Here is a 14,528-nt window from a genome sequence, read left to right on the forward strand (position 1 = left end):
GGGCGCCGAACCAATCAGCTTGGAACATTCATGGACAAGCCGAACGTAAGACCCGATCGCCCGTTCTTCTCTTCAGGTCCGTGCGCGAAACGCCCCGGTTGGTCCTTATCCGCTCTCGATAATGCATTGCTAGGTCGGTCTCACCGCGCCCCTGAAGGACGAGCACGCCTCAAAGACGTGATTGACCGTTCAGGCAAAATCCTTGGTGTCCCTGATGATTGGCGCATAGGCATTGTGCCTGCCTCGGATACGGGCGCAGTCGAAATGATTTTGTGGTCTCTCGCCGGGCAACGCGGCATTGATGTCCTGTCATTCGAGAGCTTTACCGCGACTTGGGCGCAGGACTTGAGGGACGTTCTTGCGCTGCCTGATGTGCGTGTTTTTGAGGCACCTTACGGTCAGTTGCCGGACTTGGAACAGGTAGATTGGTCTAGGGACGTCGTCTTTGCGTGGAATGGTACAACGTCAGGTGTGCGTCTACCATCAGCGGACGTGATTCCCGCAGAGCATGATGGTTTGGCGATCTGTGACGCGACGTCCGCTGCTTTCGCTATGGATTTGCCGTGGGACCGGCTCGACGTTGTTACATGGTCATGGCAGAAGGCCCTCGGCGGTGAGGCTGCGCACGGCATGCTTGCCATAAGCCCGCGTGCAGCAAAGCGTTTGGAGCAGGGGGCACCTCGCCCATTGCCGAAAATTTTTCGGTTGGCGAATAAAAAAGGTCTCATCGAAGGCATATTCGCGGGCGATACGATTAATACACCTTCAATGCTCTGTGTTGAGGATGCGCTGGACTCGCTGCGTTGGGCTGAGAATATTGGCGGCCTACCGGCATTGAAAGCGCGGGCCGAAAATAATCTTTCGGTTATCAAGGGCTGGATTGATCAATCCGAATGGCTCTCTTTTCTGGCTGAAAAACCAGAAGAACGCTCCTGCACATCAATTTGTCTAAAAATAACAGCCCCTTGGTTCACGGCTTTGTCGCAAGACTTGCAAACTAAAGCAGTAAAGCATCTTACGGCTTTGGTAGCGTCTGAGGGCGCAGGATATGACCTTGCATCCTATCGGGATGCACCGCTTGGCCTGCGTATCTGGGGCGGAGCGACGGTCGAAAGCGCAGATATAGCCGCCCTATTGCCGTGGCTTGACTGGGCTTACGAAGAAACGCGAGAGGCTTTTGCGGCATGAGTTCGTTTGACGACACCCCAGCGCATGATATGCGCGGAGATGCTTTACTGCCTTCAGGCTTCGCTGATTTGTTGCCGGGTGAGGCTGAGGCTGAGGCACGTGGCATTGCGTGTGTCATGGAGGCGTTTTCGCGCCACGGATACCAGCGTGTCCGTCCGCCCATGCTTGAGTTTGAAAATGCGCTGTTAAACGGCGCTGGCTCCGCTCTGCAAAACCAAACCTTTCGTTTGATGGACCCTAATTCACACCGCATGATGGCGCTGCGCCCGGATATGACGACGCAGATCGCTCGTATCGCGCAGATCCGCTTGCAGGATGCCCCACGGCCTCTGCGTCTCTCTTATTCAGGGAGCTGCATCGTCGTCGGCACGCCGGGGCGTGAAACGGACCGTCAGGTATCTCAAGCTGGTATTGAATTAATCGGTCCGGATTCTGCTATTGCTGATGCCGAGGTCGTCGCTCTTGGTGCACAAGCCCTAGATGAGCTCGGTATTGAAGACGTGTCGTTCGATTTATCCATGCCAGCACTGGCCTTAGGAATTATCGACAAAGCCATCCCGGCGAAGGACAGAGCGGCCCTTCTGCACGCTCTGGATCGTAAGGATGCAGGTGCTGTCGCTGAACTGGGCGGTTCCATTGCGGATGTGCTGCTTACATTATTGCGTGCAGCTGGCCCGGCTGACCGTGCGCTGGAAATATTGCGAGGCCTTGACCTGTCTGATGCAGTTCGCCCTCATTTCGAGAGGCTGGTCGAGGCAATCTCGGCACTGCGTGCGCGCCGCCCGGGTATACGCTTAACGGTTGACCCGGTTGAGTTCCGTGGCTGGCAGTATCACACAGGTTTGTGCGTTACCGTTTTCGCTGCTGGCTCACGTGAGGAATTAGGACGCGGTGGGCGCTATCTTGCAGGGAAAGAACCTGCATGTGGTTTGACCCTCCGCCCGCAAGCACTTTTGCGTGCGGCACCGCTCCCGCCGTCGCGTCCACGCTGCTATGTTCCGTTGGATATTTCCGCAGAAGCCCTTTCGGGGTTACACTCTCAAGGGTTCGCAACGGTATCTGCTTTAACGCAGGATGCGTCTGTCGCAGAAGAAGCGCAGCACCTGTCTTGCACGCATTTTTGGCGTGATGGCGCGACACACGCGCTGTAATCTGTTTTTCGTTTTCAGTTTCTTCGAGGAAAGCTTAGCCCATGTCCAACGTCACCGTAATCGGCACCCAATGGGGCGATGAAGGTAAAGGTAAGATCGTTGACTGGCTTGCCAGCCGCGCCGATATCGTCGTTCGCTTTCAAGGCGGCCATAATGCGGGCCATACGCTGGTTGTCGGTGAGCAAGTTTACAAGCTCTCCCTCCTGCCATCTGGTCTCGTACGTGGCAAAGTAGGCGTGATCGGTAATGGTGTGGTTGTTGACCCCCATGCGCTGATGACGGAAATCGACCGTGTGGCTGCTCAAGGCCTGGTCGTAAACCCCGAAACGCTGTGGATTGCTGAGACTGCGCCGATCATCCTGCCGGTGCACGGTGCTCTGGACCGTGCGCGTGAAGCAGCGCGTGGTGAGCATAAGATTGGTACAACCGGGCGTGGTATTGGGCCAGCTTACGAAGATAAGGTAGCACGCCGCGCTATCCGTATCTGTGACCTTGCTGAGCCGGAGACACTGGAATGGAAGCTGGACGAGCTTCTTCTCCATCACAACACGCTTTTGGCCGGGCTTGGGGCAGACACCTTCACGAAGGAAGAAATTAAGGCTTGGCTTGCTGAGATTGCGCCGCGCCTTCTGTCCTTCGCATGCCCTGTTTGGGACCGGTTGGATGAAGCACGCCGTGCAGGCCGTCGTATCTTGTTTGAAGGCGCACAGGCCGTCATGCTTGACGTGGACCATGGTACATACCCATTCGTGACCAGCTCGAACACCATTGCCGCAGTTGCGGCATCTGGTTCAGGCGTAGGCCCTGCATCAATTGGTTTTGTTCTGGGAATTGCCAAAGCCTACACGACGCGCGTCGGTGAAGGCCCATTCCCGACCGAATTGCATGACGACATCGGTCGCACAATAGGTGAACGTGGCCATGAGTTTGGCACCGTCACGGGCCGTTCACGCCGTTGTGGTTGGTTCGATGCGGTTATGGTGCGTCGCGCATGCCGTGTTGGTGGCGTGTCCGGCATTGCTCTGACCAAACTCGACATTCTGGACGGCCTTGACGAGATTTCTATCTGCACAGGCTACGAGCTTGATGGTGAGAAGATTAACTTCTTCCCGTCGGCCCCCGGTGCGCAAGCCCGCGTACGCCCAGTATATGAAACGATGCCGGGTTGGCGCGAAACCACAGCGGGCGCGCGCTCATGGGCAGAATTACCTGCGCAGGCAATCAAATACGTTCGCCGTATTGAAGAATTGATTGAAGCGCCGGTAACACTTCTGTCCACCAGCCCTGAGCGCGATGACACCATCCTGATGCGTGACCCGTTTGAAGATTGATTAAACGGGCTCCTTCTTGAACGAAGGATGAGTCCTTTTAACGCTCTGTAAAGGGTTCTCCGGGCATAGTGCCTCTTGGAGAACCTTTGGAGAGCGCTGAAGGGGCATGGTACCAGAGAACATAGTTATTGGTGGACGGTACACTGTCCGCCTCGACCGCCCGCAACCACCTCTTGGTGGTTGTGATGCGTTTGAGGCCAGAGATATCAGCGTGCCCAGCGCCCCACTGCTGGCCTTAGCGCCCGAGACTTTACGGGCTCGCTGGCCAGAATATGCCCTTTACCGCCACCCCAGCGTTATTCCTTTCCAAGCGCAAGAACACCATGACGGTGCAATGTGGGTGGTGTGCTCTCCTTTGCCCGGTCCGCCGCTATCCGCGGGCTTTACAACATGGCCTGAAAATCAGCTTATTGAGAGTGTTATTCGGCCTATGGCCGATCTTCTGATGCATCTCGATAGTCTAGGGCTGACTTGTCGGGCTTTAAGACCAGATAATGTTTTCCAAGAGCAAGGAAGCCGCCGTCTTTTCCTCGGTCCTTTGGGGATTACACCACCTGCGCTAAAGCAGCCGGTGATTTTTGAGCCACTCTCTTCCGCTGTTTGCGCCCCTCATCATCGTGGTGATGGGACCATCGCGTGCGATGTTTTTGCTTTGGGGGTCATTATCCTCATGCTCTGCACGGGGAAGGTACCATTGCAGGGCCTTACCGACGCAGAAATTTTGCGACGGCGGTTTGAACGTGGCTCTGCTGCAGTTTACATGGCCGGCGCCAACATTCCGACGGGACTCGTTTCACTTTTAAAAGCCATGTTGTCGGATAATCCAGAGTTTCGCCCAGCACCGAAAGATCTGGTGACCATTGCGCCGAGCAAAATGTTCTCATCGCGTGTGCGCACACTTGCGCGTGTGCCGTTAGTGCTTGAAGGGCATCAGCTCCGGACACCGCAAGCGCTTGCTTGGTTTGCTGCTCAATATTCGGATCAGTTTCTCGCACTGTTAAAGCGCCGGATTGTCGGCAAATGGCTGCACCATGAACTGGATCTGGTTGATGTGGCTCGTCACATTGAGCGTTTGGTGTCCGTAGGGGGTGTCGTTGGAGCAGTAAGCTCTAAAACCTGGATTTTGATGCAGGCCATTTCACTTTTGGACCCGGCGGCTCCGCTCTGTTGGGGCGGCTTATGGTTTTGGCCGCAAGCACTCCCTCATATGATTGCAGACGTTAGCGGCAAAGGCGATGATTCTGGGGAGAAGCGGGATATTCTGGGCTTTGTTGGCCTCATGGTGAGTGCGCCTGATTTATTAAACAAAGCGCAGCTTGCGCCGGAACTAACGTTATCACTCCAATATTTTTTACGTCTTGCGCGACAATCTTCTGTCAAAGGCCAAGAGCAGATACGGCGTCTGGTCTATTTCGCTAATCATTATCAGCCGTGTTTGTCGCCCTCATGCCGGTCAGAACGCATTATTCAGCCCGTCGGGCTTGTTCGGTGGTTGGAGAAGGCCTGCGCAACTGCGGCACAGGGGCCGGGCGATCCGCTTTTGGATAAGCAAATGCGGAGTTTTTTAAATGTGCATGACAGTCTGGGAATGATGCGTGCAGTGGCTGAGAGGGGCTCGTCAGAGCGTTCAACGTGCGTGTCGGACCTCATGATAATAGCAAAAATACAGAGGAAATTTGATAGCGGGCCATTGCCGAATATTTTGCGTAAAGCGGCTCCTTTTTTGAAAGAAGAGCTTGGCGTTTGGAGGAGCAAGACGCTGCGTAAGCATAAATATGAACGTCTGGAAGCGCTGGCTGAGCGGGGGGATGTTTGGTCTGTGCTTGTTTTTGTACAAGATCCCGCTGATTTGGAAAAAGATAAGACACAGGCAAAAATGGCAGAAAAAGAATTAGAGACGATTAGACTTTATCTGGGAGACGAAAAAAGCAGATTGGCAAACATAAAATTGAAGTCCGCGTATTCAGGGGAATTTGTTTGTTTGATGCTTGGTATATTATTAGCACTATCAAGTGTTTGGTTTGAGTTTTGCCAAAGCGCTTTGTAATGTTCGAGGCGAACTCTGAAACAAGAATAAGCCAGGGCGTGCTTCCTAAGCTGCGGTGGTGGCACGGCGTGTTTCTAGGGGCAGGGGTTGTTTACTGCCCGGGCACTCTTTTGGTGATTACAGTACTGCTGCTCCCCTTAGGAGTGCTTTGGCTTACAGATCGTGGTTTCAGTCGGCAGCGCTTGGTTGTCATGTTGTTTTATGTGGGTGCGGTTATGGTGCGCCCGTTGCATCATGTGTGGTTAGCGCAAGGAGCTTGGTACGCCTGTTTCCGCATAGTTCAAGACCAGACGTTGCTGATTTTAGACTGGGGAGCGATAGCGGTTGCATGGATTGTTTCTGAAGTATCAACCATGGTGGCGCGCTATATTGGAGCGCAGCGCGCAAGGTCGGAGCGCGCTAAGCTTGAGTTGCGTATAAAAGCGCTGGAAGATGAATGGAGTTTGTCTTCAAGCTGATGAAGACAAACTTTCAATTAGGGGTTTTCGGTCTCTTGACCGGTTTCAACCAGCCGTGCGGCAAGATCACTGTCACCGCCCACAAGACCACGCGCGTAGTCCTCGGCAGAAAATGGCCTTAGGTCTTCGACTTGCTCGCCAACGCCGACAAGATGGACAGGCAGACCAAACTGTTCGGCGAGGGCCACAACAATTCCGCCGCGCGCGGAGCCATCAAGTTTCGTAACGATCAGCCCGGTGACATTTACGAGTTCGCGGAAAACACGCACCTGTTCGATGGCGTTTTGTCCGGTTGTTGCGTCTAGTACGAGCAGGACTGAGTGCGGCGCTGTTTCGTCAAACTTCCGCATAACGCGGATAATTTTTGCCAGCTCTTCCATGAGGGCGCTCTTATTGTGTAAGCGCCCGGCTGTATCGATGAGAAGAAGATCGGCTTTTTCTTCTGTGGCGCGCTTCAGGCCGTCAAACGCAAGCCCTGCAGCATCCGCGCCGTGCTTGCCTGCGATGACGGGAACATTGCTGCGCTTGGCCCATACATCAAGTTGCTCGGCTGCGGCGGCACGGAATGTGTCTCCGGCAACGAGCATAACCTTTTTGCCGTCTTCGGAATAATGGCGGGCCATTTTTCCAATAGTCGTCGTTTTGCCTACACCGTTGACGCCGACGACAAGCACCACATGGGGCTTGTGGTTCGTATCAATGGTAAAGGGCTGTGCTACAGGGTTGAGAACCTGAGAAATTTCATGTGCGAGCGCGTCACGAATTTCGTCGCTTGTCACATCTTTGCCGAAGCGCGAGCGACGGAAGTTTTCGATTACCCGCTCGGCAATGGCTGGGCCAAGATCCGCTGCTATGAGCTCATCTTCCAGCTCTTCCAGCGCGGCATCATCTAAACGACGATGCGTGAAGACCGCTCCAAGCCGTGCGCTTGAGCGGGACAAACCTTGTTTTAGTCGTGAGAAAAATCCAGCCATACAGGGGAGTTCGGACAGGTTGAGCTTCGCGTCAAGGGTTCTCGGCGCATTTAGCGCCTTCAAGGGCTATTTCAGCTCAATAATGTGCCAATTAGGAAACCGTTTTCAATACGATCAACGCGTACAGGAGCAATCGTGCCGCGTGGCGGTGACATCTCAGGATGAGCCAAGCGTAGCGGAGCAAAGCTTTCAATATGTCCTTGCGCCGGTGTTTCAATCAGAACGCCTTGTTGTGTCCCTATGAAACGCTGCAAGAACTCTTCTTTGTTGCGCTCACCTGCATCTCGAAGGCGCGCGGCTCGGGCTTGCCTCTCTGCATTAGCAACAGCGGGCATGCGTGCTGCGGGCGTTTCCGGACGTTCGCTGTAAGGGAAGACGTGCAGAAATGGAATTTTCTGTTCTTCCACGAACGAGAGCGTTTCCTGAAATAGCTTTTCCGTCTCTGTTGGAAAGCCAGCGATCAGGTCAGCGCCGATGCCAATTTCGGGCCGGATTTTACGAATACGCTCCAAGCTATGCGCGACGCTACGGGGCGTATGTCGTCTTTTCATGCGCTTAAGAATCAGTTCGGAGCCAGCTTGGAGCGAGAGGTGGAGATGCGGCATGAGGCGAGGCTCATTTTCCAGCAGCCACCACAAATCTGAGTCTCCCTTATCAGGGTCAAGGACAACCGGATCGACGGAAGAGAGGCGTAGTCTTTGTAATTCGGGTAGATTTTTTAAAAGCACGCGGCAAATATGGCCAAAACCTTCTCCATTCGGCCCGCGCCATGAGGCAACATCAACGCCAGTGAGCACGATTTCAAGATGCCCAGCGCGTATAAGTGCCTCAGCACGTTCAAGCGCTTCGTGTAGTGGTGTTGAGCGGGAATCGCCGCGGCCATAAGGAATAATGCAAAACGTGCAGCGGTGGTCACAGCCTTGCTGAACTTGTAGCAGGGCCCGTGCATGGCGCGATGGTGGCGTGGTGGGGCGTTTTGCGCGCGATTGAGCTGTTCCCCAATGTTTGGGGTTCAGTTTGTCCGTATTCTGAACGACACGGGCAACACCCGGTAGGCTAGCCCATTTTTCTTCCGCCACCTCGGACGCGCAGCCTGTTACCACAATCTGAGCGTTTGGATTTTCTCTGTGCGCGCGGCGTATGGCCTGCCGGGCTTGTCGCTCTGCTGTCGCTGTTACGGCGCAGGTGTTTACGATGATTGTTTCTTGTGATGTGTCGCCCTCGGCCAAGTGTGCCATGACATCGCTCTCATGAGCGTTGAGACGGCAACCAAAGGTCAGAACTTTTGGAGACGTCACGTAAGGGTCCCATCAAAAACACGGGTCGCAGGGCCGGTCATCCACACGGTATTATCTTCACGCCATTCAATACGAAGTGTGCCGCCATCGACTTCGACAGTGCAGGTGCGTTCCGTCAAACCGCGCCGGGCCGCATTAACAACAGCAGCACAGGCCCCAGAACCACAAGCCGGTGTCAGGCCTGCGCCACGCTCCCAGACGCGCAGACGCATGTGCTGGGGGGAGGTAATCTCTGCAAATCCAATATTTGCGCGCTCAGGGAAAAGCGCATCATGCTCCAAGAGCGGCCCGAGATTCTCCGCTTGGCGGAGAGAGTGGAAAAGTGTCGCATGGGGGTTACCCATTGAACATGCAGCAGCGTCGTGCAGTGGCAAGTGTAAGGTGTCACAGGCGTGGCTGAGAGGAATTTCGTGCCACTCAAGGCGGGGCACACCCATGTTAACGGTAATCAAATCAGCGTGGCGTTTGGTGGGGAGAAGACCTGCCTGTGTTTGCAACACCGGCTCTGAAAGGTCGTTTAAATAGAGTGCAACACAACGCGACGCATTGCCGCATGCTCCCGCCTCTGAGCCGTCCGGGTTGAAAAAACGCACATGCACATCAGCTCCTGCCAAGGTGGGGGGGCCAGCAGGACGAGCTGGTCGCAGCCAACACCATGTCGACGATCGCACAGGCGTTTGATCATATCTGTGTCGAGCACAGAGGCGGAGTGGCGCGTGTCGATGACGACAAAATCGTTACCGAGGCCGTGCATTTTTGTAAAAGAAAGAGTCATGGCGGTAGGGCTTTTAACGCAAATGGCGGGTTGACGCACGGAGAACATGAGTTACGGGGAACAAGATTAGTGATGGCCCCAAACAAAGCAGGAGATGTCGGATGAGCCAAGCGGAGCAGATTGAAGGTTTTCACGCAGCCGCCTTTACGCGAGCTGACGATGCGCCGGATGCCAGCTTCTACGCCGCCCAAATGCCCGATACGCTTATGGACCTAGGTGCAAGAACGGCAGTTACCGCACTGTATCAAACTGCTTTACCTGTTGGGGGCCGTGTGTTGGACCTTATGGCGGGGTCATTGAGCCACTATCCAGAAGAAGCTAAATTTTCAGACGCGATAGGGCTGGGCGTCGCTGATGCAGCCCTCAAGGCGAATCCAGTTTTTACGTCGCGTGTTGTACAGGATCTTAATCAGAATCCGATTCTGCCGTACGAAGATCAAAGCCTGGATGCCGTCACCTTATGTGATGGCATAGCCTATCTGACGCAGCCTTTAGCTGTGCTTCAGGAGGTAAACCGCGTGCTTAAACCTGGCTCGCCGCTTATCCTCACCTTTGGTGATGCCTTCCATCCGCAGAAGGCTGTTGCATTATGGCAGGCCTTAGAAGCAGAAGATCGTAGCCGTCTGATAAGTATTCTGCTATCTCGTGCTGGATTCGTGGATCTTGATACAGGGGAAGTGGTCCCTCCAGAAGATCTTAACGGCTGGCACGACACGGTTCGTGCCTTGATCGGGCGACGCGCACGCGACTAACGCCTGATTGATCGTTCACGCGGCGGAAAGCTGTGCTGGAGGGGGGATGTCAGGAGGGGCATACCAGTTTCCTTTGGTATTTTACTGGCTTTTTGACGCATAAGTCTCTATCCACCCCCTCCCTGCCGCCGCTTTTTTGACGTCGGCGTGACGTTTGTCGAGTAATTGTTGCCCATGTTGTCTTCCGATATCCATCCCGCACTCAAGCGCGCTCTAGAAGCGCGTGGTTACGAACAGCTGACTCCTGTTCAGGAAGCTGTCTTACAGCCGGGACTTGATGAGCGGGATCTGCTGGTTTCGGCTCAGACAGGATCGGGCAAGACGGTTGCTTTTGGCATCGCGATCGCCCCGACTCTGCTGGGCGAAGCTGAGCGTCTTGCACCATCCCCTCAGCCAATGGCTCTTGTTATTGCACCAACGCGTGAACTCGCGATTCAGGTACAAAATGAGCTTGAATGGCTTTACGCTGATACAGGCGCACGCATTTCAAGCTGCATTGGCGGCACCGATGCCCGCCGTGAAGCGCGCGAGCTTAACCGCGGCGCACATATTGTTGTTGGTACGCCGGGCCGTCTGTGCGACCACATGTCACGCGGTGCACTTGATCTGAGCGCGCTGCGTTGCGTCGTACTCGACGAAGCCGACGAAATGCTCGACATGGGCTTCCGTGACGAGCTGGAACAACTTTTGGACGGTGCGCCTGCAGAGCGCCGCACATTGTTGTTCTCAGCAACGATTGCGCGCGAGATTGCATCTCTCGCAAAGCGTTACCAGAAGAATGCAGCTCGTGTTGATACGGTAAGCGGTGCAAAGCAGCACAGCGACATTACATACCGTGCGGTTGTGACGGCTCCTCAAGAAATCGAACGTTCTTTGGTGAACGTTCTGCGTTTCTATGAAAGCCCAACAGCAATGGTGTTCTGTAACACCCGTATGATGGTCGGTCAGGTTCAGGCAGCTCTGCTTGAGCGTGGTTTCGCGTCTGTCGCCATTTCTGGTGAAATGGGTCAGAACGAGCGTAGCCGTGCAATTGAGAGCTTGCGCTCGGGTCAAGCGCGTGTTTGCGTGGCAACCGACGTTGCTGCGCGTGGCATTGACGTGCCTGCGCTGGGCTTGGTTGTGCATGCGAGCATCCCGACATCAGCCGAGACTTTGCTGCACCGTTCAGGTCGTACAGGTCGTGCGGGCCGTAAGGGCACCAGCGTCCTGATGGTTCCGTTCAGCCAGCGCCGCCGTGCGGAGCGTCTGTTGGCTCTGGCTAAGTTGAATGCGTCATGGGAATCTGTCCCAACGGCAGACGCTATCGCAGAGCAAGATGCACAACGTTTGTTGGAAGACCCGATTTTGACCGCGGCTTCCGGCGATACAAACGATGCGCTAGTTACAAAGATTGCCGAGACCCACGATGCCAAGGCTTTGGCCGCGGCATTGGTTGGCATGTATCGTGCCCGTCTGCCGGGTGTAGAAGCTCTTCGCCCTGTATCCATTGAAGCACCTCGCCGTGAGCGTACCGAGCGCGGTGAACGTGGAGAGCGTGCTGAACGCGCACCTCGTGAAGAAATGGCCGGCCAGTGGTTTCGTATGAGCGTTGGCCGTACAGAGCGTGCTGACCCGAAATGGCTGATCCCGTTGATTTGCCGTTTGGGCGGTGTGCAGAAGCGCGAGATCGGTAGCATTCGTATCGACCAAGAGCAAACGCATTTCCAGATTGCGGACGAGAGCGTTGATCGCTTCAAGTCTTGCCTGGCAGGTGCGGATGCGGATGAAGTGACGATCGAACCTTCAGATGCTCCGCAGGGTGGCCATTATGGTGCACGCGGTCGTAACCCAGGCGAAGGTAAGCGCTTTGGCAAGGGCGGACCACGTGGTGGTGGTGCAGGCGGCAGCGGTGGTGGCTATAAAGGCCGCGGCGGCTCAGGCTTCAGCCGTTCAAAGTCCGAAGGTCCACGCGGTGGCGGCCGTCCAACAGGCGACGGATCAAGTCGTCGTCGTCGTCCATAATAAATAAGAAATAACTCTTTATTTTTCAGAAAGAGTTATTTTGAGTATAGTCGTCATCGTCATGATGACGACGGCTTTAACATCTAAAGCATAGAATCTTGTTTCGGAGCCGTCATATCTTTTGGGTATGACGGCTTTTCTTTTGCGTATTTAATTTTCGATCGTAGAAAATACGCATGCTACATTTTGTAGTGAATATCTTTAAAATTTTTTCCTTTATGGGAAATCGGAAGGGGGTAATATTGGCGTTCGGTGTGTATCTTAAAAGTAAAAAGAATTTTTCCCATACACGCTTACGACGAAATATTACATATTTTCTTGGTGCAGTTTTTTCTTGTTTCATAATAAAGGCAAAAGCGTCAGACCAGCGTCAATCGATAAACGATTTTTGGGTCACTGGCTCGCTTTACGCCTCAACAGCGGATACATTACCCGCAGGGGCAGGTTTTTATGAGCCTTACCTATGGAATGTCATGTCTTATGGGGCTTATTCCCAACAAGGTCGCCGGTCATCGACACCAATTGTGAATCACGTCCGGTCATTTAACCCTTTTTATTATGGGCTAACCCGAAACGTCATGGTCGGCGTAAAAGCAACCTTTGGTTATAATAGTGGCCGTGCCTTAGCGCCTACTCAGGGCGTAAAGGTGGGAGATGTTGCTTTTAAGGTGCAGTATCGTTTGTGGCACCCACCTAAAGAGAGTTCTCTTCCGACTGTCTCGCTTGATTTTCAGGAAACGATACCGATTGAACGGGCTGACCATTTGTCTGGAGCGTCTAACCCGATCGGGGCGGGGGTTTTCGGTGAGCAGTTGTCGGTTTTCGCACAGTCTTATTTTTGGCTCCCCAACGGGAGAATGGATCGTTTGCGTTTAAATTATTCATATGTTTTGCCGACTGGACGCCATATTGAGGGGCGCTCGGTTTATGGGACTTTGCCGGAATTTGAGGGTACTGTTTCGGTTGGGCAAAGCTCACAATTTATTTTAGCGAATGAATATAGTCTGACCAAAAAATGGGTCTTCGCCACTGATTTTGTCGTGGCGCAAAGCAGTTCCGTGCGTGTTCGAGGGAAAAATAGGACTGGGTCCACAGCGGCGCTTTCGGCGTACTCGCTTATGATTGCGCCGGCACTGGAGTACAATATGCGCGCAGACATGGGCGTTATTGCCGGTGCTGGGGTTACGTTTCAAGGCAAGAACACTGCTGCAAGTGTCACGCCTATGATTGCACTGAATTGGAGCTTTTAAGCGTGGTGCGTCTTGGGGAACTGGTGTTCCCCAAGACGTGACTGGTTGTTAGGTCGGGTTCATCGTGAGCAGCGGTACGAAGGGCGCTAGTGTGCCGTCATTTGGTTGTGCCTGTACTTTGAGTAGTTGCATGATGAGCGGATACACGTCCACGTTGTCGAATGGTGCGAGCACCTTGCCTGCAGGGAAGTCGGGGCCAGAAGCAACGAAGAGGGCATTCATGTCTGGTGATGCGGGGTCGTATCCGTGGTCACCTTTTAGTGCTTCATGCTGTGCGTCAGGCTTGGTTTTTAAAACGACCCAACCCGGCTCTGCCAAGCAGATATATGCTGGCACGCGAGGATTGGTGCCGTAATGCAGGCGCTCTGGAATTTCGCCCTTACGCCAGCACTGCATATGATCATGCTTTTGCAGCAACGCTTTTTCGAGGATTGCTGTCTGGCCGGGGCGTGCATTTACGCCAGCATAAGCTCCCCCCGTAACGAAGTCGAAAGACTTGGCGGGTACAATTTTGTCTAGGGCAATGTAATGGTTATCGCCGATTTCTGACATGCCGTGATCAGCCACGACGATGACATCGGCTTTGATATGGCGGCTCTCCAGCCCGGCCATGAGGCGGCTAACGCCTTCATCCACGTCTTGTAATGCCGCATTTACTTGCGGGGAGTTGGGGCCAAAATGGTGGCCATTGGTGTCCGTAGTGTTGAAGTAAAGCGTCGAGAAACGCGGGCGGTCTTTGGCGGGGACGTCGAACCAGCTTAGGAGTTTGTCAACGCGTTGGTCGTCGGACATACTCTTGTCGAAGGCTGCATAATCATCAGGGCGAACACCATGAATTTCGCTCTCTGAGCCGGGCCAGAACATGGTTGCAACTTTTAGGCCCTGCTTTTTTGCTGTGACCCAGATGGGCTCGGCCTGATCCCACCAGTAGGATTCTTTGCTCGCCATGGTGAATTTAACGCCGGGATGAGATGGGTCATACATCGTGTTGCCAACGATGCCATGGTGGTCTGGGCGTAAACCTGTGACGAGTGTGTAGTGGTTCGGAAAGGTAATAGAGGGGAAAGAAGGGTGCATCGCGGTGGTGGAGATACCGTTTTGCGCGATGGCCGCAATATGGGGCGTCAGGCCACGAGAGAGATACTCTGTACGGAAGCCGTCCAATGAAACGAGAATAACCGGGGTGGCTCCGGTGTCATTATTGTCCTGCGCATCTTGCGGCGTGGTCGCACAGCCGGAAAGCAGGGAGCCGGCGAGCAAAGCGCCGAGAGAGAGCAAAGAAGCAAAACGCATTTTCATATCG

The 14,528-nt window shown here is 54.2% G+C and carries 11 protein-coding genes and 1 pseudogene; 8 read left to right on the top strand and 4 right to left on the bottom strand.

Annotated features, from left to right (window positions below):
• Positions 1-30: 30 nt before the first annotated feature.
• The 5 genes from D5366_RS05205 to D5366_RS05225 all read left to right on the top strand — a co-directional run bounded on the left by D5366_RS05205 (position 31) and on the right by D5366_RS05225 (position 6,175).
• Positions 31-1,188 carry a phosphoserine transaminase gene (locus D5366_RS05205; protein ID WP_141492576.1) on the top strand — a complete coding sequence of 386 codons (1,158 nt, stop codon included), beginning with the start codon at positions 31-33 and terminating at the stop codon, positions 1,186-1,188.
• On the top strand, positions 1,185-2,339 hold the full coding sequence (locus D5366_RS05210) for an ATP phosphoribosyltransferase regulatory subunit (protein WP_141492577.1): 1,155 nt from the start codon (positions 1,185-1,187) through the stop codon (positions 2,337-2,339). The genes D5366_RS05205 and D5366_RS05210 overlap by 4 nt, the downstream gene beginning before the upstream one ends.
• 41 nt (positions 2,340-2,380) lie before the next feature.
• Positions 2,381-3,670: an adenylosuccinate synthase gene (locus D5366_RS05215; protein ID WP_141492578.1), complete on the top strand. Its 1,290-nt coding sequence runs from the start codon at positions 2,381-2,383 to the stop codon at positions 3,668-3,670.
• Between the two features lie 106 nt (positions 3,671-3,776).
• On the top strand, positions 3,777-5,717 hold the full coding sequence (locus D5366_RS05220; protein WP_141492579.1) for a serine/threonine-protein kinase: 1,941 nt from the start codon (positions 3,777-3,779) through the stop codon (positions 5,715-5,717).
• Complete coding sequence (locus tag D5366_RS05225) at positions 5,717-6,175, top strand: hypothetical protein (RefSeq protein WP_141492580.1); 459 nt, start codon at positions 5,717-5,719, stop codon at positions 6,173-6,175. The genes D5366_RS05220 and D5366_RS05225 overlap by 1 nt, the downstream gene beginning before the upstream one ends.
• 17 nt (positions 6,176-6,192) lie before the next feature.
• On the opposite strand, the gene ftsY is transcribed toward D5366_RS05225, so the two are convergent.
• From ftsY to dapF, 3 genes and pseudogenes are all read right to left on the bottom strand, one after another.
• Positions 6,193-7,149, bottom strand: coding sequence for a signal recognition particle-docking protein FtsY (ftsY, locus tag D5366_RS05230; RefSeq protein ID WP_141492581.1), 957 nt, complete (start codon positions 7,147-7,149; stop codon positions 6,193-6,195).
• 71 nt (positions 7,150-7,220) lie between these two features.
• Entirely contained in the window at positions 7,221-8,447 is a 1,227-nt protein-coding gene (locus tag D5366_RS05235) for a MiaB/RimO family radical SAM methylthiotransferase (RefSeq protein ID WP_141492582.1), read from the bottom strand.
• A pseudogene (gene dapF, locus D5366_RS05240) lies at positions 8,444-9,222 on the bottom strand (diaminopimelate epimerase). The gene D5366_RS05235 and the pseudogene dapF overlap by 4 nt, the downstream one beginning before the upstream one ends.
• A 101-nt stretch (positions 9,223-9,323) precedes the next feature.
• Here dapF and D5366_RS05245 point away from each other — a divergent pair.
• The 3 genes from D5366_RS05245 (at position 9,324) to D5366_RS05255 (ending at position 13,225) form a co-directional block, all read left to right on the top strand.
• Positions 9,324-9,974 carry a class I SAM-dependent methyltransferase gene (locus D5366_RS05245; RefSeq protein ID WP_141492583.1) on the top strand — a complete coding sequence of 217 codons (651 nt, stop codon included), beginning with the start codon at positions 9,324-9,326 and terminating at the stop codon, positions 9,972-9,974.
• 174 nt (positions 9,975-10,148) lie between these two features.
• Positions 10,149-11,975: a DEAD/DEAH box helicase gene (locus D5366_RS05250; protein ID WP_141492584.1), complete on the top strand. Its 1,827-nt coding sequence runs from the start codon at positions 10,149-10,151 to the stop codon at positions 11,973-11,975.
• Positions 11,976-12,448: 473 nt separating this feature from the next.
• Positions 12,449-13,225: a hypothetical protein gene (locus D5366_RS05255; protein ID WP_205839604.1), complete on the top strand. Its 777-nt coding sequence runs from the start codon at positions 12,449-12,451 to the stop codon at positions 13,223-13,225.
• Positions 13,226-13,273: 48 nt separating this feature from the next.
• Here the strand turns inward: D5366_RS05255 and D5366_RS05260 are convergent, their stop codons facing one another.
• Complete coding sequence (locus D5366_RS05260; protein ID WP_141492586.1) at positions 13,274-14,524, bottom strand: alkaline phosphatase family protein; 1,251 nt, start codon at positions 14,522-14,524, stop codon at positions 13,274-13,276.
• Positions 14,525-14,528 lie beyond the last annotated feature (4 nt).

This window comes from Neokomagataea tanensis (genome assembly GCF_006542335.1).
GTDB classification, from domain to species: Bacteria; Pseudomonadota; Alphaproteobacteria; order Acetobacterales; family Acetobacteraceae; genus Gluconobacter; species Gluconobacter tanensis.